The following is a 24,472-nucleotide window of genomic DNA, read 5'->3' on the forward strand; positions in this document are numbered from 1 at the left end:
TATGCGCATTTACGAAATCAACCCAAAGATATATCTTGAGTTGTTAATATACGCTAAATAGAGTATCTGCTGGCTGCGTAAGTATACCTCCGGCATGCGAAGACGGTTCTCTTGTCGTGCAAGTAGAGGCGGGCTTTCCGGCCAGGAATTTCGTGGTAAATATTAAGGAAATCAGCGCATTAAATTTTCGATGCGAAGTTAACGCCTGAGAGCCGTTCTTCAGGGCGCAGCTTCTTTCCCGGCAGTCCTTCTCCGTTTCTAACCCTTTGACCTCGTTCCGGAAGCGCGGTCGGAAATGACGGAATTACTATTCTTCCGTGCATTATATATAACTAAAAAATAGGATTTTGGGAGGATATTCGGGTAACCGGATGAAGCATCGGACGGGATGCCGAGGCGGTGGAAAGAGGAAGAGAAAAACCCCTTATGGATGCACCGCATGACGGACAGGGGCGTGGCTACTGGCGGGACGCATTGTTTTATGTGACGTTCCTGTACTTCACAGTCGGTTTTTCGCCCTATATCTCGCTCTCCTCCACCTATCTGGGGTCCGCCATGGCGGCCGGGTCCAACCTGCTCAACCAGCTCACCGCAGTCATCCTGCTCTGCAGTTTTGTGGCATTCATGGCCAGGGAGCGCTCGTTCTCCATCATCCTTGCGCCGCGCCTGCTGACAGCGGCAATTTTCGGCTGGTTTGCCTTGACCTCGCTTCTCGGTGAAGCACCATCGTTTTCTCTACGTCGGCTTGTCATGTGCGCCATCATCTGCGTGCTCGCCGGCGGGTTCCTGCAGCTGCCGCGCACCGAGCGGCATTTCACCACGCTGCTCGCCACCTGCGTCCTCATCATATTGTTCCTGTGTTATTTCGGCGTCGTCGCCCTGCCTTCGCGGTCCATTCACCTGGCAAGCGATGCGCTGGAGCCGCTGCTGGCCGGCAACTGGCGCGGGGTCTTCCAGCACAAGAACGAGGCCGCATCGGTCATGGCGGTGCTGATCATCGTGTCGATTTATCTTTGCAGGCGCTGGTCCTTCATCGGCGGCCTCTCGGTGCTGCTGCTGTCGGTTTTCTTCCTGGTCAAGACAGGTGGCAAGACGGTGCTTGGCCTGATGCCGATCATCGTGGCAACCGGCTGGTTCATCGTTCGCTGGCCCCGGTGGCGTTATATGGTCGTGACCCTGCTTCTTTTGTTCTGCGCGGCCGTGACCGTGGGCACCACGGTAGACCCGGTGTTTTCACAGATGCTGACGAAAATGGGCATCGACGCCAGCTTTACGGGCCGAACCGATATCTGGGCTGTCGCCATCGATTACATCCGCAAAAGCCCAATCCTCGGATATGGCTACCAGGCCTTCTGGCGCAGCGATACGCTGATGTCGAGCTTCACCGAAGACAATAGCTGGGCGACCACCGCGCCGGCTTCCCATAGCGGCTATTTCGACCTGCTGCTGGAAGGTGGCGTGCCGGGGCTGGTTCTGGTGCTGATATGGATTTATCTGCTGCCGCTCCATAATCTCGGCAAAATGGACAGCGCCACGCGCAACAGTCCGTTGACGCGGCTTTATGTCGGCGTCTGGCTTTACGTCCTGCTATACGGCTTTCTGGAAACCCTGTTTCTTCTGAGCGCGGGTTTCGTCTGGTTTTTCCTGCTCGTCGCGATGATGGGCCTGCATCTGCAGGCCCATGCCAGCCTCGTCGAGGAAGAGGCGGAGCGGGAACCCGGCCAGTCCGGCGGCCCCGTGCGCAGTGTAGCGAAGCCGGGCGGGCCGCCTGCCGCACAACCGCAGGTCCTGCATTCCCGTTGACGGTTCGAGATGCGCCGCCACCGCCGGCCGCGCTGCGTCGGGTAATGATGCAAGATCACTGCTCCATACTGGTTCCATCATTTGATGTCGCGGGCAGCAGCTGCACCGCGAATCCCTGTCGGCACCTGCAATTTTTCGGCGTGAAGAAATTATAAAGTTTTTGATCATAATTATTTTGCGATAAAAGGAATCACGAGCAGCCCATCGATCGGCTCTGCTCAGCTTTTCCTCAAGATGCGGCCTGGCGCCTGGCCTTTCAGGGGCGCCATGCCACGGGGGGAGACGACCTGTGCGTATTGCAGGGACAGGCCCGGACTTTCTTCGGCGTATGCATGATGCAGAGGCAATCCCAGCCGATGATGCGGCTATCGAAGCCCTGATGACCGGGGTCCTCGACGTGCCATGCCAGCCTTGCCGAACACCTCCTGTGGCACGGGGAAGGAGCGGTTTTTTCATGACGTGAGGTTTCCGTGTCCTTTCTCCAGAACGCCAGCATCCGCACAAAAATTCTTTCCCTCATTCTGCCGATCTGCATCGTCGGTCTTGGCGCCACCGGCTTCATGTCCGACCGCTACAAGCACGCGGACACGGCCTATTCCGATTTTATCGCCAAAGACAACGCCGCCCTGGTGGAGCTTGCCCGGGCAAACCGAAACCTGCAGTCCATGGCCTATGGTGCGTATCAGATCATGGTTTATGACGCCAATAGCCCCGACTTTAAAATCGTGAAGCAGGAATATGCGGTGGACAGGGCAGAGGTGGTAACGCGGCTGGACGATGTCAAAGCCATTTTTCCGGAAGAGACAGCAGCACTCGACAGGCTGTTGCGAGACGTCAAGGGCATTATCGCCATCACGGACAAGGCCGTGGAATTCGGTTCGGCCAACCGCAACCAGGAATCCGCTGCGGAGCTTCTGAAGGCTGACGTTGCCATGCGCGCTACGGGCGCCGACATCGCCAATCTTCTTGACAAGCTTGCCAAGGGTGTCGTCAAGGGAAGCGACGACCTGACCGATCAGACCAATTCGACCATCCTCACCTCGCTGATGGCTGTCGGCGTTGCTTTCGCGACCGGCATTATTCTGGCGCTTTTCGTGGCTTCGCGCGGCATCACCACGCCGATTGCCCGGCTGCGCGAGCGCATGGTCTCGCTGGCCGCCGGTGAAACGACGGCGGAAATTGACGGAATGGCACGCAAAGACGAAGTCGGCCAGATGGCGCAGGCGGTTCAGGTTTTCCGTGAAAATGCCATCGAGCGCATTCGTCTCGAGCAGGAAACCGAAGCGAACCGCAGCCTGTCGGAACAGGACCGGATCGACCGTGAGCAGCAGAAGGCGAAGGAAGCGGCCGACGTCAAATTCGCCGTCGACAACCTCGCTGCCGGTCTCTCGAAACTCTCCGACGGCGATGTCTCCTACCGCATCCGCGAGCCGTTCACGACAACGCTCGATACCGTGCGCAACGATTTCAACACATCGGCGGAAAAGCTGCAGGCAGCCCTGACCCGTGTTGCGCAGAACGCCAACGGCATTGGCGCGGGGGCAAACGAAATCAAATCGGCCGCTGACGATCTGGCGAGACGTACCGAACAGCAAGCGGCGGCCGTGGAGGAAACCGCCGCGGCCCTGGAGGAGATAACCACGACCGTGCAGGATTCCACCAAACGCGCGCAGGAGGCGGGCCTGATCGTCAGTCGCGCCAAGGCGGGCGCGGAACAATCTGGCGAAGTGGTGCGCCGCGCCGTGGTCGCCATGGAGCAGATCGCGAATTCTGCCAATGAAATCAGCAATATCATCGGGGTGATCGATGAGATCGCCTTCCAGACAAACCTGCTTGCCCTGAATGCCGGCGTGGAGGCCGCCCGCGCCGGTGAGGCCGGCAAGGGCTTCGCCGTCGTGGCCCAGGAGGTGCGCGAGCTTGCGCAACGCTCCGCCCATGCTGCCAAGGAGATCAAGGCGCTGATCACCACCTCGAACGATCAGGTGCAGCAGGGCGTGCAGCTGGTGGGTGACACCGGCAAGGCGCTGGTGACGATCGTATCCGAAGTGCAGGAAATCAACCGGCACGTGGTTTCCATCGTGGAGGCTGCGCAGGAGCAGTCCTCGGGCCTGCAGCAGATCAACACCGCGGTCAACCAGATGGATCAGGACACCCAGAAAAACGCGGCGATGGTCGAAGAAACCAATGCCGCAAGCCACAGCCTGGCCAAGGAGGTGGCCTCTCTCAACCAGTTGCTGTCGCAATTCCGCCTCGGCGACAGCGCCTATCAGCCGCAGAGCCAGCCCGCGCCGGTGCGCACCGCCGCCGGCGGCGAAAGACCGGTAGCATCACCCGTGCGTGCGCTCGGCCACAAGCTCGCTGCCGCCTTCGCGGGCAATGCCGCCCTCGACAGATCGAGAGACGAATGGCGTGAGTTTTGATCCTGCGACTTCATTCGCCTGAAACCAGCGCCCGGTGCTTCGACCACCGGGCGGCTTTTTGCCTCTGGGTTGTCGAAGACCGGATAGCTTATCTCAGGCCACCACTGATCCGCCGCCGCCAGCCTCGCCCATCGCCTTCAATGCTTCAGTAATATCGATCGGGACGGAGTCTAACGGCGTTTTCGGGGAATCCGTCTCAGACTGCCGCGACGCGCACTTGTCAAAGCATGCCTCCTCCCGGATGCGGCAACGCCATACATGCTTTCCATAGGCTCCCGTCAAAAACGAAGCGTGGCAATCCGGGGTGATACGTTCTGCGTAAAATGGCGCACCCGACAGGATTCGAACCTGTGACCTTTGGAATCGGAATCCAACACTCTATCCAGCTGAGCTACGGGTGCAGCGGCCACGCTTGAATCGCGTGCAGCGGTTGGTTCATACCCTAGCTTTCTTTCCGCATCAATGACTAAAAATCCAAGATTTGCGAAACCTTGCCAGTTTTCGAGACCGCAGGGTGAAGAGGGCCGGAAGTGGGGGCGTGCGGGTTTTTGGCGACTTTGCGCGCGGGGCTGCGTCGTTTGGCGTGCCAGGTCTCGCGGAAATCGATTTCACTTATAAGTAGTAGCTTGTCACGGGTCCCGCATGCAGTTTCAGCATGTTCATCCGTCGTGGACCGGAGTGCCCGTATGCCTGCCAGACAAGGGTTGCCACGCGGTTCCGGCCCCTCAAAATTGGCGGGTAAATAGTCATGCTTTCGGCGCAGATTTTGTCGCCAGATGGCGGGCAGCATTGGGTTTCCGCCCATTAACTGTCAAATTCTTATACAATATTAGTATCATCTACATTTATTTAGGATACAGTTTCGTGACATTGTCAGTTATGATTTTGGCAGGGTAAAGGACGAATCAGGCGGGGGATCGGATGGCTTTGCGATTGGCACATAGCAACGGGCCGCGGACGGAAAAGGTCGAAAGCGGCAGCGCGCAAACGACGCATCTCACCGCGATCGATTACGGTTTGCTGACGACTGCGATCAGCTACCATTTGCGGCACTCGCAACTTGCCGTGGCAAACGGTTTTTCCGATGTGCTGGCGGAGCAGGGATTGCGGCCGGCCGATTTTTCCGTTCTCGTCATCGTCGGCGGAAATCCGGGTCTTAAACAAAGCGATGTGGCCGAGGCGCTCGGCATCCAGCGGGCTAATTTCGTTGCCATCGTCGACAGCATGGAAGAGAAAGGTCTGCTCGTCCGCCGCAGGTCGGAAGAGGACAGGCGCGTTCATTTCCTCGACATGACGGCCGAGGGTAGCCGTCTTCTCGAGCGCCTTTCCGATGTCTGGCGCGACCGCGAGGAAAAGCTGATCGACCGTATCGGCGGCAAGAAGGCCCGCGACCAATTGCTGGCGCTGCTCGGCCGCCTGCGCGACTGACGTCCGGCGCCGGTGTTCCCCATGCTCAGATCGGCAATGCTGGGCGGAAGGGGCGGCGGATTTCATCCGTGGTCGCACGTTACCCCCGGTTATCAGGTAATCTCCATCACGGCAGCCTGATATCCCTCGGTCCGATTTGCGTTGCAATTTGTCTGCGAAACGGTCAAGACGCATGGAATTCCCGTGCCATGCGTTGCCCGCGCGGCAGCGAGCGACTGACCGGAAAAGCCAGAGACGGAAACACCATGCTGAATATCGATACGAGTCATCCGCTTTATCGTCCCCTGTGGGTGCGGTTGCTTATCGTCGGTTTCTGTGTGGCATGGGCTGTCATCGAATTCGTCAATCGCGAGTTTTTCTGGGGAACCGTCGTGGGCGGCATAGGCGTCTATGCGGCCTATGAACTGTTGGTAAAATTCAAACCCGCAAGCGACGGCGACAAGGGTGGGGACGGGGCGGTTGCGCGCGCCGCCGAAAATCCACCCACCGATAAGGACGATGCCGGCTGACGCGTCGCGATTTTCCGTTCATCGCCTGTCTTGAGCTGCCCGCCTCTTACCGGAAATGCTCTCGCATCCGAAGCATGCGGAGCGCCTGGTCGATCAGGAGATTGGCTGCCGTCATGCGCAGTGTCGCATTGTGCCGGAACTGCGGTTTCACCCGGTCGGGATGATTGAGGCGGGCGAAGGCGCGGCGCTTTTCCGCGAGCGTTGCCGCAGTGTCGGTCTCCTGGATCGCCAGTTCCGCCGAAACATCGGCAAGTGAGGTCTTTTCGAGGTGGGCCGGCATCGGTTCCGGTTCGCTCTCCGGTTCCGGCTGGGGTTCCGCCGGTGGCGCGGGGTCTTCCAGGAAGGCGAGATAAGCGTCGAGATTGCCGTTCGCAGCCGCCGGCGCTTCGATATGCGTATCGACAACGAAGCCTGAGCTGAAGCCGGCAATGCGGTTGTCCGCGGGCGGGGGCGGCTCTGCGCCTTCGTCTTCTTTCTCCTGCTTCAGTCTTTCGACGACAGACTGGAAAACGGATTGTCCGAAGAGCATACGGCTGTTCCTTCGCCGGTCACGATTTCCGGCCCTTGTAGTGGATGAAGGTGGCGTCTGGCTTGCCGCCGTCACTGGGCAGTCAGCTTGCGGCTTTCATCCAGCACCAGATCGTAAAGCAGGCGGGCGCTGGGCGGCAGGACGCGCCCCTTGGTGGTGATGATGCTGTAGGGCTTGACGACCAGTTCGAAATCCGTCGGCAATATGCGGGTCCGGCCGATATCGGCCCGCTGGCCGGCCACGAATTCGGCCATGTCCTGCGCAATCGGCGCAATGGCATCGGTGTTGCAGACAAGCGCAAGCGTGAGAACCACGGATGGCGTGTTGATGACGTTGCGCGGCATGGCGACGCCGTGGGTAAGGAAGACATCCTCCATGGTGCGCCGCAAAAGCGCGCCAGGGGGCTGGAACACCCAGTCGTAACCGGAGAGATCCTGCAGGGTGACGGGATCGCCGCCCAGAAGCGGGTGGCCTTCGCGCACCACCAGACAGGCGCGCTCAATGCCGATTTCGTGGATGGAGAACAGGCCGGGATCAAAGTCATCCGGTATGCGGCCGATGATGAAATCGTGGCGCGCAGCCAGCAATTCCCGCGCCAGCACGTTGCTGCTCTCCACCTGAACATTGATTTCAATGCCGGGATAGGTGTCCATGGCCCGTCTTATGGCGGGAACCACGAGGCTGATGGCGGGCGCGGTCACCGCGCCGATGAAAACGGATCCGCCGCTGCCGGACTTCATCTGATTGAGTTCGCGACTCGCCTCACGCAGCTCCAGCAATATGGTGCGCGCCCGTCGCGCCAGCGCCTCGCCGAACTTCGTCAGAACCACACCGCGCGATGCTCTCTGACAGAGCGGCGATTTGACGATCGCTTCCATTTCCGAGAGCATGCGCGAGGCCGCCGGCTGCGTCATGTTCATGGCGGCGGCAGCCGCGCTGACCTGCCCGTGCTCCTCGATCATGACCAGCATGCGCAGGTGGCTCATCTTCAATCCGGCCCGCAGCAACGGGTTGTCTTCAAAGACAAAAAGGGCATCCGTTGTTTGCGCCTGCTCATACACTTTCTGGTTGCTCATTCGCGATTTTATACCCCTCATCGGTTTTTGTATCGATTTAATATATCATAATTGATATATGGAAACTGATTTATTCTATTTGACAGTTATATGGATTCAGAACAATTTGCGGAATGCCGGGGAGGAGCGGCAGCTGTTCCATTTCGCAATTGCGAAAAGGGAGCGAGCAGGGCGCGGCTTCTTCCTCTGACGGCATGAATTTCCTGGTGCACCGCAACATGCGGGTCCAGAGAAGGGCTCAAGGGAGAGAGTTAATGAAGTCCATTATTTCGCTGATGGCAGCTTGTGCCATCGGTGCTGCGTCTTTCGCAGTGCCGGCTTTCGCACAGGACAAGGGCGCTGTTGGCATCGCCATGCCGACCAAGTCTTCCGCGCGCTGGATCGATGACGGCAACAACATCGTCAAGCAGCTTCAGGAAGCTGGTTACACGACCGACCTGCAGTATGCCGACGACGATATTCCGAACCAGCTTTCCCAGATCGAAAACATGGTCACCAAGGGCGTCAAGGTCCTCGTGATCGCCTCGATCGACGGCACCACGCTGTCGGACGTGCTGAAGCAGGCCGGCGAGCAGGGCATCAAGGTCATCGCTTATGACCGCCTGATCCGCAACAGCGGCGACGTCAGCTACTACGCCACCTTCGACAACTTCCAGGTTGGCGTTCTGCAGGCGACTTCGATCGTCGACAAGCTCGGTCTGAAGGATGGCAAGGGTCCGTTCAACATCGAACTCTTCGGCGGCTCCCCTGATGATAACAACGCCTTCTTCTTCTACGACGGCGCTATGTCTGTTCTCCAGCCTTACATCGACAGCGGCAAGCTCGTCGTGAAGTCCGGCCAGACCGGCATGGACAAGGTCGGCACGCTGCGCTGGGATCCGGCAACGGCCCAGGCCCGCATGGACAACCTTCTCTCGGCCTACTACACCGACGCCAAGGTTGACGCCGTTCTGTCGCCTTATGACGGTCTTTCCATCGGCATCATCTCCTCGCTGAAGGGCGTTGGTTATGGCACGAAGGATCAGCCGCTGCCGGTCGTTTCCGGTCAGGACGCTGAAATCCCGTCCGTGAAGTCGATCATTGCCGGCGAACAGTATTCCACCATCTTCAAGGACACCCGCGAACTCGCGAAGGTTACCGTGAACATGGTGAATGCCGTTATGCAGGGCAAGGAGCCTGAAGTGAACGACACCAAGACCTATGAAAATGGCGTCAAGGTTGTTCCGTCCTACCTGCTGAAGCCGGTTGCAGTAACCAAGGAGAACTACAAGCAGGTTCTCGTCGATGGCGGTTACTACAAGGAAGACCAGCTGAAATAAGCCTGATACACATGCGGGGATGGCTTGGCGTCATCCCCGTTTTTCCATAAAAATAAAAACGCCGGAATTAATCGGGCGCTGGATTGCGATATGGCCAATACCATTCTCGAAATGCGGAACATCACCAAGACGTTTCCGGGCGTGAAAGCGCTTGAGAACGTCAACCTCAAGGTTAAGGAAGGTGAGATCCACGCACTCGTCGGTGAGAACGGCGCGGGAAAGTCGACCTTGATGAAGGTCCTTTCCGGTGTTTACCCCGCCGGCACCTATGAGGGCGAAATCCACTATGAAGGCGCCGTGCGAAACTTTCGCGCCATCAACGACAGTGAAGATATTGGTATCATCATCATTCACCAGGAACTGGCGCTCGTGCCGCTCCTGTCGATTGCGGAAAACATCTTCCTTGGCAACGAGGTCGCCTCGAACGGCGTGATCAGCTGGCAGGAGACCTTCAACCGTACCCGCGAACTTCTGAAGAAAGTGGGCCTGAAGGAATCACCGGAGACGCTGATCACCGATATTGGCGTCGGCAAGCAGCAGCTGGTCGAAATCGCCAAGGCGCTGTCGAAAAGCGTGAAGCTGCTTATCCTTGATGAGCCGACCGCTTCGCTGAACGAAAGCGATTCCGAGGCGCTGTTGAACCTGCTGATGGAATTCCGCAAGCAGGGCATGACCTCGATCATCATCACCCACAAGCTGAATGAAGTGCGCAAGGTGGCCGACCAGATCACCGTGCTGCGCGACGGCATGACGGTGAAGACGCTCGACTGTCACAAGGAAGAAATCAGCGAGGACGTCATCATCCGCAACATGGTGGGCCGCGATCTCGAAGATCGTTATCCGCCGCGCGACGTGCCGATCGGCGAAACCATTCTCGAAGTGAAGAACTGGAACGCCTATCACCAGCAGCACCGCGACCGCCAGGTTTTGCATGATATCAACGTCACCGTGCGCAAGGGCGAAGTCGTCGGTATTGCCGGCCTGATGGGGGCAGGGCGCACCGAATTTGCGATGAGCGTGTTCGGCAAGTCCTATGGCCACAGGATCACCGGTGAAGTGCTGATCAACGGCAAGCCAGTTGACGTCAGCACCGTGCGCAAGGCAATCGATGCCGGTCTTGCCTATGTCACGGAAGACCGCAAACATCTCGGTCTCGTGCTCAACGACAACATCCTGCACAATACCACGCTCGCCAATCTTGCCGGCGTCTCGAATGCCAGCATCATCGACGACATCAAGGAAATGAAGGTGGCGAGCGATTTCCGCACGCGCCTGCGCATCCGCTCGTCGGGCATCTTTCAGGAAACGGTCAACCTTTCGGGCGGCAACCAGCAGAAGGTTGTGCTCTCCAAGTGGTTGTTCTCCAATCCCGACGTGCTGATCCTCGATGAACCGACCCGCGGTATCGATGTCGGCGCGAAATATGAAATCTACACCATCATCAACCAGCTCGCTGCCGATGGTAAAGGCGTTCTGATGATCTCATCGGAAATGCCCGAACTGCTCGGCAATTGCGACCGCATCTACGTCATGAACGAAGGCCGCATCGTCGCTGAATTGCCGAAGGGAGAGGCGAGCCAGGAAAGCATCATGCGCGCTATCATGCGCTCAGGGGAGAAGAACTCATGAGTTCGGCAAACACAACAAACGAAGAAAGTAACGTCGTCTCGGTCACATCCTATATTCGCTCCAATATCCGCGAATATGGCATGCTGATCGCGCTCGTCGCCATCATGGTTTTCTTCCAGTTCTATACCGGCGGCATCCTGTTCCGCCCCGTGAACCTGACCAACCTCATCCTGCAGAACTCGTTCATCGTCATCATGGCGCTGGGCATGCTGCTTGTCATCGTGGCCGGGCATATCGACCTTTCGGTCGGTTCCATCGTCGCCTTCGTCGGCGCGATCGCGGCCATATTGACCGTGCAATGGGGCATGAACCCCTTTCTGGCGGCGCTGATTTGTCTCGTCATCGGCGGCATCATCGGTGCGGCCCAGGGTTACTGGATCGCCTATCACCGCATTCCGTCCTTTATCGTGACGCTGGCGGGCATGCTGGTGTTCCGCGGCCTGACGCTCTTCGTGCTCGGCGGCAAGAACATCGGTCCGTTCCCGACCGATTTCCAGATCATCAGCACCGGCTTCCTGCCCGATATCGGCGGCATTGAAGGTCTCAACACCACCTCGATGATCCTGACGGTGCTGATTACCGTCGTGCTGTTCTACCTCGCATGGCGTCGTCGTGTCGTGAATGTGAAGCATGGCATCGATGTCGAGCCTTTCGGCTTCTTCATCGCCCAGAACCTGCTGATTTCGGCCGCGATCCTGTTTCTTGGCTACCAGCTTTCCACCTATCGCGGCCTGCCGAACGTGCTGATCGTGATGCTTGCTCTCGTTGCGCTCTACAGCTTCGTGACGCGTCGCACGACGATCGGCCGTCGCATTTACGCCATGGGCGGCAATGAAAAGGCGACCAAGCTTTCGGGTATCAACACCGAACGCCTGAGCTTCCTGACCTTCGTCAACATGGGCGTTCTGGCTGGTCTCGCCGGCATGATCATCGCGACCCGCCTCAACTCGGCAACGCCGAAGGCCGGCGTGGGCTTCGAGCTTGACGTGATCGCGGCCTGCTTCATCGGCGGTGCTTCGGCATCCGGCGGCGTTGGCAAGATCACCGGTGCGGTCATTGGCGCCTTCATCATGGGTGTCATGAACAACGGCATGTCGATCGTCGGTCTCGGCATCGACTTCCAGCAGATGGTCAAGGGCCTCGTGCTGCTCGCCGCCGTGTTCTTCGACGTCTACAACAAGAACAAGGGCTGATCGGCTCACACTTATCGCAGTCCAAAAAGTGGCCGGTTTCCGGCCACTTTCATAAGATGCAGGCGCAAGGCGTCGCGTAGAAGAGATAAAGGCGCCTTGCGCCGGAGGAAGGAAATCCCGTGCTCATTTCACAGATTAAAGATGCCAGCGGCAAGATCACCGTAGCGGTTCGCGAAGAAGGCGGAGAGGCACGCGCAGTCAAGGGCGCAGAGTCCGTTTATGCGCTTGCCATGGAAGCCGCCAATGGCGGCAAGAACCTTGCAGATGTCATTTCCGCCCATGGTCTGGGCGATGCCGTCGATCTTGAAAAGGCTTATGCCGAAGGTCGCTTCCTGCCGCCGATCACCCATCCCGATCCGGCTCATCTGCATCTGACCGGCACTGGCCTTACCCATCTCGGTTCGGCCGCGACCCGCGACAGCATGCACAAGAAAACCACGGAAGCCGCCGAGGAAAGCCTGACGGACTCCATGAAGATGTTCCGCATGGGTCTGGAAAACGGCAAGCCGAAGGCCGGTGAAAAGGGCGTTCAGCCCGAGTGGTTCTACAAGGGCAACGGCCATGTGGCGGCAGCGCCCGGTGCGGCGCTCACCTCGCCTTCGTTTGCGCTGGATGGCGGCGAAGAGCCTGAGATGGCCGGCATCTACGTGATTTCCGACAAGGGTGAAGCGGTGCGTATCGGCTTTGCCGTCTCGAACGAGTTTTCTGATCACGTCACCGAGCGGATCAACTATCTCTACCTCGCCCATTCCAAGCTGCGCCCGGCAAGCTTCGGCCCGGAAATTCGCGTCGGCGCTCCGCCGTCCGATATTCGCGGCACCTCGCGCATCCGTCGCGGTGATAAGGTCATTTTCGAAAAGCCGTTCGTATCGGGTGAAGACAACATGTCCCATACCTTCGCGAACCTCGAATATCACCACTTCAAATACGGCCTGTTCCGTGCGCCTGGCGATGTGCATGTGCACATGTTCGGCACGGCAACGCTTTCCTTCGCCGAAGGTATCAAGCCGGAAGCGGGCGACGTCTTCGAAATCGAAGCCGCCGGTTTCGGCCTGCCGCTGAAGAACCCGCTGGCGGTCGATGCGGAAGAAGACATCGTGGTTCGGCAGATCTGATCTGCGAGAGTAGCACGTAAAGGGTTGAGGTGTGGTCTCGGAGTATTCCCACCTGTCAACGTCATCCTCGGGCTTGACCCGAGGATCCACAACCCGGCGCTCACATGGATCCTCGGGTCTAGCCCGAGGATGACGCTAGAGTTTAGGTTTTGTGACCAATCGTCCCTTTGCGAGGACGATTTTCAAGCGGGCTCTTGTCAGCCATCACCGTTAGTCAGATGCGAAACATCCGCCAGTGAAACGACGGCGCGGTTCTGCCAGTAATCGTCTTCCTTTAAATGGGTGATGCTGCCGGAGCGCGCCGGAAAGCTGACATAACCGGCGCTGTCGATCGGCATCTTGATCCATGCCGCGATGACGAAGGTCAGGGCGAAGCCATGGGTCACGATGATCTGCGTGGCGCAGTGCCGCGCGATGATCATGTTTACGGCTCGATACACCCTTTCGGCAAATTCGCGTCTCGTCTCGCCATCGGCAATACCGCCACGATGGTCAAGGCGATTATGGTGCGGTGCCGGGATTTGACGCTCATCGAGCCATTGCTGCGGCATGCCTTCGGCCTCACCATAGCTCATTTCCCTCAAGTCACGCATGGTCTCCATTCGCTGCCCGAAGCGTTCCGCGATGATTTCTGCGGTCTGCGAGGCGCGAAGCAGGTCGGAGGTGAAGATTTCCACGGGCTCACCACCGACCAGCGTCGCCAGTCTGGCAGCCGCCGCCCTGGCATCGGTCCTGCCGTGCGGCGTCAGTTCGGTATCATACCAGCCGCCGACCCGGTTCTCGACATGGTGGACCGACTGAGGATGAGTTACGACATAGATGTTCTTCACGGTGGCGTCCTGTTTCTTTGCGGTCAGCCCTGTTCAAATCCCCAGAGCTTGCCTTCTCCCACTTCCACCGAGTTCCCGGAGGGGTCGCGGATATAGACGGAATAGCTATCATTCGGCCAGCGGTGATAGTGCTCGATAGGAATCCCGAGCGTTTCGAAGTGCGCTTTCCAGCCGTCTACCTCCGATTTGTCCCTTGCGTAAAAGCAGAAGTGGCCTTCACCTGCCGTGCCATGGCGAGGGATGGGATTATCGGGATCGGCCTTGCGCGACTTCTCGGGGTCGAAAACCAGCAGTACCTGCTGCCCGCATCTGAAAAAGACGAAGCTTCCGGGCACCTTGCGGATGATCTCCAGCCCGAAGACATCGCGGTAAAAAGCCTCGGCGGCTTCCAGATCATTCACATAGATCGCGGTTTCCATGATGGCTGTTGGCGGTTGCATGGTGCCTCCTATGGTCGAGATGTGGTGAGGAATGATGGGTAGGCGGCGGGCGGCGTCATGTCTTGTAGGTCAGCACCGTCAGATCGTGCTCGCCGACGCCCCGTTCGAGGATGGTCCAGCCGCAGTTGAGGTAATAGTCCTCAAGACTTGCCTCGCAGCAGAGGTAGCACGTCTCGTGACCGAGTTCGGCGGCCCTTTTTGTTGCGGCCTGCATCAACGCGCGCGCCACGCCAGAGCGCCGGCGGTCTTCCTCCACCCACAGGGCCGCGACCCAGGGAAGATAGTGCGGGCGCTCCTCGAGATCGCAATGAATGAGAAAAGCGGAGCCGACATAGGCGTCGCCATCATGGGCGACGAAACCGGTGGGGAGGGCGTGAGGATTTGTCATCTCTTTCAGGTGCTCGAGGACATCGCCCACCTTGAGGCCGCTATCTTGCCACCACGCCGTCCAGACCCTTTCTGCTATGATGGGTCCATGCGACTGGCAGTCGCGATAGTCGGAAATGCTGTACAATGCCGTCTCCCGGCCGGTTTTGTCCCAAAAGGATAAACCGGATCATGCTTTCAACTGAGAACGGCGATTAAAACGGGTGCTGCGCCTTTTTGCAACCGTGAACCTGTCGCGGTTGGTTAGCGCTTTTTGGCCATGACATGCAGCCAGTCTGTCGGCAGCTTGTCGTAACCGCTTCCCTGCCGGGCTTCGATCTCTACGCCCGTCCAGTCATATTGCCCGTAAAGCTCCTCCAGCCATGACCTGGACGGATAATTGTAATAGCGGCCGAACGTATCGCGTCCTTCAGCCTCTCCGGCCTTGAAGCTCGCATAAAAGACGCCGCCCTGTTTCAGTGCCGTGTGGATACGGCCGATGATGCCGCGCAGAGCAGGGCGTGGCACGTGCAGCAGGCAGGCATTGGCCCAGACGCCGTGATAGCGCCCGACCTCATCGATATTTTCGAACAGCAATGTCCTGACAGGAATGCCGAGTCGGGCTTCCGCAGCCTTCGCTATATCGGGCGTTCCATCTGTGGGATGCACGTCGAAACCGGCTGCCAGCATATATTCGCTGTCCTGCCCGCCGCCGCATCCAAGTTCGAGGATGGTCGCGCCTTTTTCCAACTGCGACAGGAATGTCTTGAGATGCGGGCGGTCTGCTGCCTGCCCGCGGGTAGTATAGGCGGTTGCGTTGTCAGTATAGAAACCGATCGTATCGTCGTCTCTGGCGGCCATGATCTCAGCTCTGGGACTGGCTCTGGCTCTGCGATTGCTGCACGGTAACTGAAACGCTCAGCGTCTCACCGGCCGGGCCGATGCGCATGCCAGATATAGGCGCGCAATCGCGATAGCAGAGACCGGATGCGATGCGGACATAACGGTCATCGGGGCAGATATTGTTGGCGGCGTCGAAGCCGACCCATCCAAGGCCCTGCAGATGCACCTCGGCCCAGGCGTGGGTAGCGGTTTGTTCCTCCACCGCCTCCATCATCAGATAACCGGATACATAACGGGCAGGCAGGCCCATCTGCCGGGCAGCGGAAATGAGAATATGGGCGTGGTCCTGACAGACGCCCCTGCCAGCCTCCAGTGCCGCTTCGGCCGTGGTTTCGATGTCGGTGGAGCCGGGAACATACTCCACCTTGCCGTGAATGTTTTCCATGAGATTGTGGAGGCGGGCAAGCTCGCTCTCGCCGACGCTCACCTTCACCAGTTCGCGTACCAGCTTTCCCGGTTTGGTCCGCGGCGTTTCCCGCAGGAAGAGCCAGAGCGGCGCGTTGCCGATGTGGTGACCGAACACGCCGGCCTTGTCCTGCGTGTTCACCGTGCCGCTCGCCACCACTTTGACCCGCTGCTGTGGGCCTTCCGTTTCCACCAGCGCGACGCGATTGCCGAAATGGTCGTCATAGGTCACTTCGACGGTGGCGCCATCGACCGAGACATCCCAGTCCTCCACCGTCTGGCTCGGGCCGGTCTGCGGTGTCAGGCGCAGCCGCTGCAAGGCATAGGGCATCGGCTCGTCATAGACATATTCCGTCGTATGGGTGATTTTCAGACGCATAAGCTGTCCCCGTCTACGCGCTCATTGATAGAAGCGGTAGCCTTCCGTGATTTCCTGTCCCAGTTGCCCGTTGCGATGGACGAATCTTTCCAGAAACTCGTGCAGGCCCTCGTCCATGACCCGGGCGATGGTGGTCGCGCGCAGGCTGTCGCGGATGCTTTCCGCCGTATCGTGTGCCTTGTGCCGTTCGCTGTAGTCCTCGGCGATGTAATTGAGGTTGCTGGCGATCTTCTCGTAACAATAGGCAAGCGAACGCGGCATGCGTCCATTAAGAATGAGGAAGTCGGCGATGTTGGCCGGTTTGTATTCCGCATCATAGACCCAGCCATAGGAACGGTGGGCCGAAACCGAGCGCAGAATGGATTCCCACTGCGCATTGTCGAGCGATGAGCCGACATGCGCCACAGCTGGCAGCAGCACGTAATATTTGACGTCGAGAATGCGCGCCGTATTGTCGGCGCGTTCGATGAAGGTGCCGATACGGGAGAAATTGTAGAGATCGTTGCGCAGCATTGAACCGTGGAAGGCGCCGCGCACCAGACCGGCGCGGTGTTTGATCACGTCGATGGTCTGCGGCAGTTCCGCATGGTTGAGCTTGCGGCCGAGGATGTTCTTCAGCTCGATCCAGAATTCGTTGGTGGCTTCCCATGTCTCGCGCGTCAACGCCGTGCGCACCATGCGGGCATTGTTGCGCCCCGCTTCGATGCAGGACATGACGCTGGATGGGTTCGATTTCTCGCGGAGAAGATAATCGATAGCATTTGCCGCCGTCACCTTTTCGCGTGTTTCGAGGAATTCCTCGTGCACGCCCGCGCTTTGCAGCACGCCGTCCCAATCCTCGTCGCCGCTGCCTGAGCGCGTCAGTGAAACGCGCAGGCCCGCATCGATGAGCCGGGCGATGTTTTCAGCGCGCTCGATATACCGGAACATCCAGTAGAGCCCGTTTGCCGTTCTGCCCAGCATGGCTTAATCCTCCAGTACCCACGTATCCTTGGTGCCGCCGCCCTGGCTGGAATTGACCACCAGCGAGCCCTGCTTGAGCGCAACGCGGGTCAGGCCGCCGGGAATGATCTGCACCTTGTCCGAAACAAGCACATAAGGACGCAGATCGACATGGCGCGGCGCGATGCCGTTCTTGACCATGATCGGCACGGTGGAGAGCGACAGCGTCGGCTGCGCAATATAGTTGGATGGGCGTGCTTTCAGCTTTTCGGCAAACAGCGCCCGTTCCTTTTTCGATGCGGTGGGACCGACCAGCATGCCGTAACCGCCTGAACCGTGGACCTCCTTGACGACGAGATCGGCGAGGTTGTCGAGAACGTATTTCAGGCTGTCCGGCTCGGAACAGCGCCAGGTCGGCACGTTTTCCAGGAGCGGCTTGCGGCCGGTATAAAATTCGACGATCTCGGGCATGTAGGAATAGATCGCCTTGTCGTCGGAAATGCCGGTGCCGGGGGCGTTGGCGATGGTGATGTTGCCGGCGCGATAGACATCCATGATGCCGGGAACGCCAAGCGCCGAATCCGGCCGAAAAGTCAGCGGGTCGAGGAAGTCGTCGTCGACGCGGCGGTAGAGAACGTCGATGGCCTCATAACCGCGCGTCGTGCGCATCTTCACCTTGCCGTCCATGACGCGAAGGTCGGAACCTTCCACCAGTTCCACACCCATCATGTCGGCGAGGAACGAGTGCTCGTAATAGGCGGAATTATAGATGCCGGGGGTCAGCACCGCGACGCGCGGCTTGCCGGTGCAGCCCGGAGGGGCGAGCGAGGCAAGCGACTGGCGCAGCAGATAGGGGTAATCCTCCACCCGTCGCACGCGGTTTTCATGGAAAAGTTCCGGGAACATCTGCATCATCGTTTCGCGGTTTTCCAGCATGTAGCTGACACCGGAAGGCGTGCGGGCATTGTCTTCCAGAACATAGAACTGGTCTTCGCCGGTGCGGACGATATCCGTGCCGACGATATGGGTGTAGACCCCGCCGGGCGGCGTGAAGCCGATCATTTCCGGCAGGAAGGCTTCGTTCTTTTCGATGATCTCACGGGGGATGCGCCCGGCGCGGATGATTTCCTGTTTGTGGTAGATATCGTCGAGGAAAGCATTGAGGGCGAGAACACGCTGTTCGATGCCCTGGGCCAGTTTGCGCCACTCACGGCCGGAGATGATGCGCGGGATAATATCGAAGGGTATCAGTTTTTCTGAACTATCGGCGTGGCCATAGACTGCGAAAGTAATGCCGGTTTTTCTGAAGATGTTTTCCGCGTCTTTTGATTTCTGGATCAGGTGTGCCCTGTCCTGCCGGCTGTACCATTCGTTATAGTTTTCATATGGGCTTCGCGGCGTGTTGTCCGCATTTATCATTTCGTCAAATGCCAACTTCGATGTCCCCTTTTTTGCCATATGAATACAACGACAAATGCAATGCAAGAACTATGCAGGCCTCCCCGAGAAGATTTTTTGTCGCTCTAGAGTTTTAAAAAAGAAGCGTTTTTTCGGCTTCCGCCTATAAATGCGGCATCGGCAAATTGGTTGCGGGGCGACGAGCGGTGTAAGCGGGCGGTGGCGCTGTTTGCGCCGTGGGCGAATGCATAAATTTTGTTCGCTCGCTTTCGGTTGATGAATGTCCGGCGTCGCATCAGAAAATCTGAAAGATGTGATCACCAAAACGCCTTTGACCTTTTGCCGGGATGCGGATACCGCCATGCTGAACACCCGGCTCGACTATTCGCCGGTTTGCGTGAAGCCGCAGAAATATCAATTCGCCGACTGTTCCGCACCGGTAGCGGACACCATGCTACACAGAGGATGCGCCCATGTCGCTCGACCGTTTGGCTCCGGCCATCTTCGTCTTTCTCTGGTCGACGGGCTGGGTCACCGCCAAATATGCGGTCTATTATACCGGGCCGCTGACCTTCCTCTGTCTGCGCTATCTTCTGGCGGGCGTTTTGCTGTGGGCGATCTGCCGCTTTTCGTCCATCCAGTGGCCCGAAAGTCGTGTCGATATCTTCCGGGCGATCCTGTCAGGCGTCTTCCTGCACGGTCTTTATCTCGGCATGATCTGGTGGGCGATAGGGCAGGGCGTGCCGGCGGCGATCGGCGGCATTATCGCCGGCCTGCAGCCGCTGATGACGGCGGTGGCCGCCCGTTTCATGATCGGCGAAAGGATTTCGCCGCTGCAGCGCGCCGGCCTGCTCATCGGCTTTGCCGGCATCGCCATCGCGGTGCTGCCGAAGGTCATGGCCGCGGGTGCTGTCGGGCTGTCGGTGCCGCTTTACGCCGTGGCGGTGAATGTGCTGGGCATGACCTCGGTCACCTATGGCACGCTCTACCAGAAGAAGTACGTGCATGGCGGCAACATCATGGCGGTGGCAACGCTGCAATATGTCGGCGCACTGCTGGTAACGGTTCCCTTCGCGCTTCTGCTGGAAGATGGGCATGTGGACTGGAGCCTCGGCCTTGCCGCCACGCTCGCCTGGTCTGTCGGCGCGATTTCCATCGGGGCCGTGGCGCTGCTTCTTTATCTGATCCGGCGCGGCCAGGTTTCACGCGCCGCTTCGCTGATCTATCTCGTGCCGCCGCTTGCCGCGGTGGAAGCCGCCCTGCTTTTCGGCGAGACGCTGACGCCTGCGATGATTGCGGGTACGGTTCTGGCGGTGACAGGCGTTTATCTCGCCAATCGCAAACCTGCCGCATCGGTTGCGGCTGGTTAATTACTGCAACCTCATATTAGGGGTTTATTAACCATAAAATTATACCTCTCGTTAATCACATGATTTGGCGGGGGTTACATGTCTATTTCACGTCGTGGTGTTCTGTTTGGATTGCCGCTGTTTCTGGCTGGCTGCGCAAACACCGGCATCGGCCAGCACAGGCTGGATTACGCGGCGAAGCCGGAGGAAAAATTCCCGCTTCCCGCCATGCATCTCGATAAGGTGAAGCCCGAACTGCGCCGGCAGGAGGTGGCCTATGATACGCGCCATCCGGCTGGAACGGTGGTTGTGGATACGCCGGCGCGGCGGCTTTATTATGTTCTCGGCGACGGTCGCGCAATGCGCTACGGCGTCGGTGTAGGCCGCCAGGGTCTTGCCCTGAAGGGTGACGCCTATATCGGTCGCAAGGCGGAATGGCCATCCTGGACACCAACCGCGAACATGATGCGCCGCGATCCGCGCAATCTGAAATTCGCAGCCGGCATGCCCGGCGGCCCGAACAATCCGCTTGGCGCCCGCGCGCTCTATCTTTATCGCGGCGGCAACGACACCATGTTCCGCCTGCATGGCACCAACCAGCCGCAGTCCATCGGCCACGCCATGTCGAGCGGCTGCATCCGCATGCTGAACCACGACATCATCGACCTCTATAGCCGCGTGCCTGTCGGTTCGAAGGTGGTGGTGCTGCAGGCGTGAGGCGGGACGGTTTTTCCGCCTGTTGCGATCGAAAAAATGTCTGAAGCCCTGAGTTGATTTTTCTGTAAGAAAGTCAATTTTCTATGGTGAAATCAACTATTTGTAGAAAATGGCGTTTTGAGTATTTTAGGTAGTTCTGCAATATCGGAAACGTGATTTCCGCTATTTCGGAGGTGTATCCATAAACGTGCCATCGCGCTCTTATCGGCGCTTCACCACTTCAACGGGGACACATCAACATGGCAATTTTCGATTCTCTCTCCCGCTATCGCCCACAGGCACTCGGGGCGCTGCGCATCATGACGGCGCTGCTTTTCATTTCGCATGGAACGCAGAAGCTGTTCGGTTTTCCGGCATCGCAGATGGAAGGCTCCCTGCCGACGATGCTGCTGGTGGCGGCGATTCTGGAATTCGTCGGCGGCATTCTCGTGCTGATCGGCCTTTTCACGCGTCCGGTCGCATTCATCCTGTCCGGCCAGATGGCGGTTGCCTATTTCATCGCGCATGGGCCGAAGAGCTTCTTCCCGGCACTCAACGGGGGTGATGCCGCCATCCTGTTCTGCTTCATCTTCCTCTATCTGTTCGTGGCCGGTCCGGGCGCTTTCTCGGTGGATGAGCGCCGGGCCTGATCTGCCTGACCGGACATCGATTTGTTTTGCCGAAGCCCCGCGTGGCCAACGCCGCGCGGGGCTTCTTTTTAGAGCAGGGTCGATACTTCGGCCGCGGCCGAAGCATAGGCGTCTGTTTTCCGGTTAAGAACGGGTCACCCTCAATCTAGTTGGAAATCGATCCGTGTCCTCTGAGAACCCCATCGCCCGCGAATTGCTGCTTCTGGCCCTGTTGTCCACGCTGTGGGCCGCATCCTACACTTTCATCAAGATCGGGGTGGAGACCATTCCGCCCCTTACCTTCATCGCATCGCGCACGATGATCGCCGGTCTGCTGCTCTTCGCGGTGATCCGGCTGCGCGGGTTGCGTTTGCCCACGGATTTAGCGACATGGCGGCTGTTCTTCATTCAGGCCTGTATCAACAGCGTTCTCCCCTTCACGCTGATCGCCTGGGCCGAACAGAGCATCGATGCCGGCCTCGCCGTCATTCTCAATGCCACGACGCCGATCTTTACCTTTCTTCTCACGGCGCTCGTGATCCGGCATGAGGCAGTCAGCGGGCGCAAGCTGTTCGGCACGATTGCCGGCATGACGGGCGTTTGCCTCATTATCGGCATGGAGGCACTTGATGGGGCGGGCGAGGCGATATGGAGCCAGCTCGCCGTGCTGACAGCGGCATTTTCTTATGCCTGCGCGGCCATTTTCAGTAAAAATTTCAAAGGGCTCGATCCGATCATGCCGGCCGCCGGCTCGCTTATCTGCGGTGCTGTCCTGCTGCTGCCCGTGAGCCTGATTGTCGACCGACCCTGGACCTTGTCGCCTTCGGCGGCATCACTGGCGGCGCTGTTGTGCCTCAGTGTGTTTTCGACCGCGCTCGCCTTCATGATCTATTTCCGGCTGATGCAGACGCTCGGTTCGGTCGGGACCACCTCGCAGGCCTATCTCAGGGTGCCGGTCGGGGTCGCCTTCGGCATGGCGTTTCTGGGGGAAATGCCGACGCCCGCCATGTGGGGTGGGCTCGTCTGCGTCATTGCGGGCGTGCTGGCGATGACCCTGCCGTCACGGCGTCGTCCGGTCGCGCAGGGGAACTGAAGGCGAAGAAAAGCCCCGCTACCGAGTGTGGCTGCGGGGCTTGATTATTGGCGAGCGCGTGCCGCTTGTTTCTTCTCCCCGCCGGGGAGAAGGTCGCGGCAGCGGGATGAGGGGGCAAGGGTGATGAGATACGGCAACTTTACCGTCTCATCCGACCCTTCGGGCCATCTTCTCCCCGGCGGGGAGAAGAAACGCCCGGCAATGCCGCGGCGTCCTCAATCCATTCAGAACGACTTAACGGTTGCGGCCGCGATGGCCGTTACCGGAAGCGCGTTTTTCCTGGCCGTTGCCGCCGGCAGGGGCGTGGCGGTTGGCGCCGCTGCCGCCGGGCTTGCGGGCCGGACGACGATGCTTGCGCGGGCCAGCCGGGCGGCCTGCGTCGCCTTCGGCCTGCTTCACGCGCTTGAAGTCTGAGGTGACTTCAAGATCATTGTCCGCATCGCGCGGCGCGTGGTGGCGAGACGGGCGGGATTCGCCGTTGTGGCGTCCGCCTTCGCGCGGGCCGCGCTGCTGGCCGCCATTGTTATTGCGTCCGCCGCGGTTGTTGTTGGGGCGCGTCGGGCTGGCAAGACCGGCCGGGCGTTCACCAGAAGCAACCGGAATATCGATCTTCATCAGCTTTTCGATGTCGTGCAACAGGCGGGTCTCGTCCGGTGCGCAGAAAGCAATGGCGATGCCATCGCGGCCGGCACGGGCGGTACGGCCGATGCGGTGGACATAAGCGTCCGGTACTTCCGGCAGGTCATAGTTGAAGACGTGCGTCACGGCCGGGATATCGATGCCGCGCGCCGCGACGTCGGTTGCGACCAGAACCTTGATCTCGCCGTCCTTAAAGCCCTTCAGGGCGCGCTCGCGCTGGCCCTGGCTCTTGTTGCCGTGGATGGAGGCGACCTTGAAACCGATATGTTCGAGATGCTTGTAGAGCTTCTCCGCACCGTGCTTTGTGCGCAGGAACACGATGGCGCGGCCATCCGGGTTCTCGTTGAGAGACTTCTTCAGAAGCTCGGTCTTGTCGTTCTTTCCGGCGACGAAGTGGACATATTGCTCCACCTTGTCGGCTGCCTTGCCGGGCGGGGTCACTTCGACCTTCAGCGGATCGGTCAGGTAGCTGTGGGCCAGATCGGCGATCGCCTTCGGCATGGTGGCGGAGAAGAGCAGCGTCTGGCGCTTGGCGGGCACCATCTTCGAGATCTTGCGCAGATCGTGGATGAAGCCGAGGTCGAGCATCTGGTCCGCTTCGTCCAGCACCAGATAGGTGACCTTGGAGAGCGAGATGGCGTTGCGGGCGATGAGGTCAAGCAGGCGGCCGGGGGTTGCCACCAGAATGTCCGTGCCCTTTTCGAGCTGGAGCTGCTGCTTGTTGATCGATGCGCCGCCAACCACCTGGTTGATGCGCAGCGGCGTCTTCTTCACGAAAGCGCGCAGGTTTTCGCCGATCTGGTTCACCAGCTCGCGGGTCGGGGCAAGGATGAGCGTGCGGCAGGTGCGGTTTGCCGGGCGGTCCGCCTGCTTCATCAGCATTTCGATGATCGGCAGGCCGAAAGCGGCGGTCTTGCCGGTACCGGTCTGTGCGAGGCCGATCAGGTCGCGGCCTTCGAGCAGCAGCGGAATGGCTTTTGCCTGAATGGGGGTCGGGGTTGTGTAGCCAAGCTGGGTAACGCTGGCAACAATCTTTTCGGAGAGGCCGAGTTCGCTAAAACTGGTCAATATAATGCCTTTCGGGGCGCCAAAAACCAATCGTCCGGAACAGGGCTGCTGTCCGGCGGTTTCGGCGTCAAGAACCCCGCGTGAATTGGGAACTTGTGGGTTGGAATAACTTTCTGCGCATCAGTGCGGCACATGCCGTCTTCTGTATTCTCTGCGCTTTTCCTTCATGCGGGCCAAGTCTCTCTCGGACCAAGTCTTCTCAACATACGCTGCAGCTCACGCGGCTGCCGAAGGTGAAAGCTTGACCGGCATGTGGGCGTTTTACTCGCCAAAGTCAAGCGATAGTTTCATGACATGGCTGCCGGACGGCGCAT

Annotated in this window: 22 protein-coding genes and 1 tRNA gene; 12 read left to right on the forward strand and 11 right to left on the reverse strand. The window is 59.1% G+C overall.

What is annotated here, in order from left to right:
* Window positions 1-426 precede the first annotated feature (426 nt).
* Together uppW and FHW77_RS05265 are read left to right on the forward strand one after the other, a co-directional pair.
* Complete coding sequence (uppW, locus tag FHW77_RS05260; RefSeq protein WP_004443210.1) at window positions 427-1,803, forward strand: Wzy-type polysaccharide biosynthesis protein UppW; 1,377 nt, start codon at window positions 427-429, stop codon at window positions 1,801-1,803.
* 470 nt (window positions 1,804-2,273) lie between these two features.
* On the forward strand, window positions 2,274-4,223 hold the full coding sequence (locus FHW77_RS05265; protein ID WP_004443208.1) for a methyl-accepting chemotaxis protein: 1,950 nt from the start codon (window positions 2,274-2,276) through the stop codon (window positions 4,221-4,223).
* A gap of 324 nt (window positions 4,224-4,547) precedes the next feature.
* Here FHW77_RS05265 and FHW77_RS05270 read toward each other — a convergent pair.
* A tRNA-Arg gene (locus tag FHW77_RS05270) sits at window positions 4,548-4,624 on the reverse strand.
* Between the two features lie 520 nt (window positions 4,625-5,144).
* On the opposite strand from FHW77_RS05270, the gene FHW77_RS05275 reads away from it, so the two are divergent.
* Together FHW77_RS05275 and FHW77_RS05280 are read left to right on the forward strand one after the other, a co-directional pair.
* Complete coding sequence (locus FHW77_RS05275; protein ID WP_004443154.1) at window positions 5,145-5,651, forward strand: MarR family winged helix-turn-helix transcriptional regulator; 507 nt, start codon at window positions 5,145-5,147, stop codon at window positions 5,649-5,651.
* A 245-nt stretch (window positions 5,652-5,896) separates the two neighbouring features.
* Entirely contained in the window at window positions 5,897-6,160 is a 264-nt protein-coding gene (locus FHW77_RS05280; protein WP_004443153.1) for a hypothetical protein, read from the forward strand.
* A 46-nt stretch (window positions 6,161-6,206) separates the two neighbouring features.
* On the opposite strand, the gene FHW77_RS05285 is transcribed toward FHW77_RS05280, so the two are convergent.
* Window positions 6,207-6,689 carry a hypothetical protein gene (locus FHW77_RS05285; RefSeq protein ID WP_004443152.1) on the reverse strand — a complete coding sequence of 161 codons (483 nt, stop codon included), beginning with the start codon at window positions 6,687-6,689 and terminating at the stop codon, window positions 6,207-6,209.
* 71 nt (window positions 6,690-6,760) lie between these two features.
* Complete coding sequence (locus tag FHW77_RS05290) at window positions 6,761-7,765, reverse strand: LysR family transcriptional regulator (RefSeq protein WP_004443150.1); 1,005 nt, start codon at window positions 7,763-7,765, stop codon at window positions 6,761-6,763.
* Between the two features lie 254 nt (window positions 7,766-8,019).
* Between FHW77_RS05290 and chvE the strand changes: the two genes are divergently transcribed.
* The 4 genes from chvE to araD1 all read left to right on the forward strand — a co-directional run bounded on the left by chvE (window position 8,020) and on the right by araD1 (window position 13,021).
* Window positions 8,020-9,084 carry a sugar ABC transporter substrate-binding protein ChvE gene (gene chvE / locus FHW77_RS05295; protein WP_004443148.1) on the forward strand — a complete coding sequence of 355 codons (1,065 nt, stop codon included), beginning with the start codon at window positions 8,020-8,022 and terminating at the stop codon, window positions 9,082-9,084.
* Between the two features lie 90 nt (window positions 9,085-9,174).
* Window positions 9,175-10,713 (forward strand): sugar ABC transporter ATP-binding protein GguA, encoded by a 1,539-nt coding sequence (gguA, locus tag FHW77_RS05300; protein WP_004443147.1) that lies wholly within the window; start codon window positions 9,175-9,177, stop codon window positions 10,711-10,713.
* Window positions 10,710-11,906 (forward strand): sugar ABC transporter permease GguB, encoded by a 1,197-nt coding sequence (gene gguB / locus FHW77_RS05305; RefSeq protein ID WP_004443145.1) that lies wholly within the window; start codon window positions 10,710-10,712, stop codon window positions 11,904-11,906. The genes gguA and gguB overlap by 4 nt, the downstream gene beginning before the upstream one ends.
* Window positions 11,907-12,025: 119 nt before the next feature.
* Complete coding sequence (araD1, locus tag FHW77_RS05310; protein ID WP_004443144.1) at window positions 12,026-13,021, forward strand: 2-keto-3-deoxy-L-arabinonate dehydratase AraD1; 996 nt, start codon at window positions 12,026-12,028, stop codon at window positions 13,019-13,021.
* 197 nt (window positions 13,022-13,218) lie between these two features.
* On the opposite strand, the gene FHW77_RS05315 is transcribed toward araD1, so the two are convergent.
* From FHW77_RS05315 to FHW77_RS05345, 7 genes are all read right to left on the reverse strand, one after another.
* Window positions 13,219-13,851 (reverse strand): histidine phosphatase family protein, encoded by a 633-nt coding sequence (locus FHW77_RS05315; protein ID WP_004443143.1) that lies wholly within the window; start codon window positions 13,849-13,851, stop codon window positions 13,219-13,221.
* Between the two features lie 23 nt (window positions 13,852-13,874).
* Window positions 13,875-14,291 (reverse strand): VOC family protein, encoded by a 417-nt coding sequence (locus FHW77_RS05320; protein WP_004443141.1) that lies wholly within the window; start codon window positions 14,289-14,291, stop codon window positions 13,875-13,877.
* 55 nt (window positions 14,292-14,346) lie between these two features.
* Window positions 14,347-14,805, reverse strand: coding sequence for a GNAT family N-acetyltransferase (locus FHW77_RS05325; RefSeq protein ID WP_004443140.1), 459 nt, complete (start codon window positions 14,803-14,805; stop codon window positions 14,347-14,349).
* Window positions 14,806-14,921: 116 nt separating this feature from the next.
* Window positions 14,922-15,518 (reverse strand): class I SAM-dependent methyltransferase, encoded by a 597-nt coding sequence (locus FHW77_RS05330; protein ID WP_034498729.1) that lies wholly within the window; start codon window positions 15,516-15,518, stop codon window positions 14,922-14,924.
* A 4-nt stretch (window positions 15,519-15,522) separates the two neighbouring features.
* On the reverse strand, window positions 15,523-16,344 hold the full coding sequence (locus tag FHW77_RS05335; protein WP_004443136.1) for a transglutaminase family protein: 822 nt from the start codon (window positions 16,342-16,344) through the stop codon (window positions 15,523-15,525).
* A 21-nt stretch (window positions 16,345-16,365) separates the two neighbouring features.
* Window positions 16,366-17,307: an alpha-E domain-containing protein gene (locus FHW77_RS05340; RefSeq protein ID WP_004443135.1), complete on the reverse strand. Its 942-nt coding sequence runs from the start codon at window positions 17,305-17,307 to the stop codon at window positions 16,366-16,368.
* Window positions 17,308-17,310: 3 nt separating this feature from the next.
* Window positions 17,311-18,720, reverse strand: coding sequence for a circularly permuted type 2 ATP-grasp protein (locus FHW77_RS05345; RefSeq protein ID WP_006699591.1), 1,410 nt, complete (start codon window positions 18,718-18,720; stop codon window positions 17,311-17,313).
* Window positions 18,721-19,157: 437 nt separating this feature from the next.
* Between FHW77_RS05345 and FHW77_RS05350 the strand changes: the two genes are divergently transcribed.
* The 4 genes from FHW77_RS05350 (at window position 19,158) to FHW77_RS05365 (ending at window position 22,451) form a co-directional block, all read left to right on the forward strand.
* A complete protein-coding gene (locus tag FHW77_RS05350) occupies window positions 19,158-20,054 on the forward strand; it encodes a DMT family transporter (protein WP_004443133.1) in 897 nt (298 codons plus the stop codon).
* Between the two features lie 78 nt (window positions 20,055-20,132).
* On the forward strand, window positions 20,133-20,750 hold the full coding sequence (locus tag FHW77_RS05355; RefSeq protein ID WP_004443131.1) for a L,D-transpeptidase: 618 nt from the start codon (window positions 20,133-20,135) through the stop codon (window positions 20,748-20,750).
* A gap of 239 nt (window positions 20,751-20,989) precedes the next feature.
* Complete coding sequence (locus FHW77_RS05360) at window positions 20,990-21,379, forward strand: DoxX family protein (RefSeq protein WP_004443130.1); 390 nt, start codon at window positions 20,990-20,992, stop codon at window positions 21,377-21,379.
* Between the two features lie 163 nt (window positions 21,380-21,542).
* Window positions 21,543-22,451 carry a DMT family transporter gene (locus tag FHW77_RS05365; protein WP_034498732.1) on the forward strand — a complete coding sequence of 303 codons (909 nt, stop codon included), beginning with the start codon at window positions 21,543-21,545 and terminating at the stop codon, window positions 22,449-22,451.
* Window positions 22,452-22,685: 234 nt separating this feature from the next.
* Here FHW77_RS05365 and FHW77_RS05370 read toward each other — a convergent pair whose 3' ends face one another.
* Complete coding sequence (locus FHW77_RS05370) at window positions 22,686-24,158, reverse strand: DEAD/DEAH box helicase (RefSeq protein WP_004443127.1); 1,473 nt, start codon at window positions 24,156-24,158, stop codon at window positions 22,686-22,688.
* Window positions 24,159-24,472: the final 314 nt, after the last annotated feature.

The organism is Agrobacterium sp. RC10-4-1 (assembly GCF_014138475.1).
Classification (GTDB): domain Bacteria; phylum Pseudomonadota; class Alphaproteobacteria; order Rhizobiales; family Rhizobiaceae; genus Agrobacterium; species Agrobacterium pusense.

Coding starts and splice junctions, on each gene's coding strand:
- uppW (WP_004443210.1), top strand. CDS start 427: ATGGATGCACCGCATGACGGACAGGGGCGTGGCTACTGGCGGGACGCA.
- FHW77_RS05275 (WP_004443154.1), top strand. CDS start 5,145: ATGGCTTTGCGATTGGCACATAGCAACGGGCCGCGGACGGAAAAGGTC.
- FHW77_RS05280 (WP_004443153.1), top strand. CDS start 5,897: ATGCTGAATATCGATACGAGTCATCCGCTTTATCGTCCCCTGTGGGTG.
- FHW77_RS05285 (WP_004443152.1), bottom strand. CDS start 6,689: ATGCTCTTCGGACAATCCGTTTTCCAGTCTGTCGTCGAAAGACTGAAG.
- FHW77_RS05290 (WP_004443150.1), bottom strand. CDS start 7,765: ATGAGCAACCAGAAAGTGTATGAGCAGGCGCAAACAACGGATGCCCTT.
- chvE (WP_004443148.1), top strand. CDS start 8,020: ATGAAGTCCATTATTTCGCTGATGGCAGCTTGTGCCATCGGTGCTGCG.
- gguA (WP_004443147.1), top strand. CDS start 9,175: ATGGCCAATACCATTCTCGAAATGCGGAACATCACCAAGACGTTTCCG.
- gguB (WP_004443145.1), top strand. CDS start 10,710: ATGAGTTCGGCAAACACAACAAACGAAGAAAGTAACGTCGTCTCGGTC.
- FHW77_RS05320 (WP_004443141.1), bottom strand. CDS start 14,291: ATGCAACCGCCAACAGCCATCATGGAAACCGCGATCTATGTGAATGAT.
- FHW77_RS05330 (WP_034498729.1), bottom strand. CDS start 15,518: ATGGCCGCCAGAGACGACGATACGATCGGTTTCTATACTGACAACGCA.
- FHW77_RS05335 (WP_004443136.1), bottom strand. CDS start 16,344: ATGCGTCTGAAAATCACCCATACGACGGAATATGTCTATGACGAGCCG.
- FHW77_RS05340 (WP_004443135.1), bottom strand. CDS start 17,307: ATGCTGGGCAGAACGGCAAACGGGCTCTACTGGATGTTCCGGTATATC.
- FHW77_RS05350 (WP_004443133.1), top strand. CDS start 19,158: ATGTCGCTCGACCGTTTGGCTCCGGCCATCTTCGTCTTTCTCTGGTCG.
- FHW77_RS05355 (WP_004443131.1), top strand. CDS start 20,133: ATGTCTATTTCACGTCGTGGTGTTCTGTTTGGATTGCCGCTGTTTCTG.
- FHW77_RS05360 (WP_004443130.1), top strand. CDS start 20,990: ATGGCAATTTTCGATTCTCTCTCCCGCTATCGCCCACAGGCACTCGGG.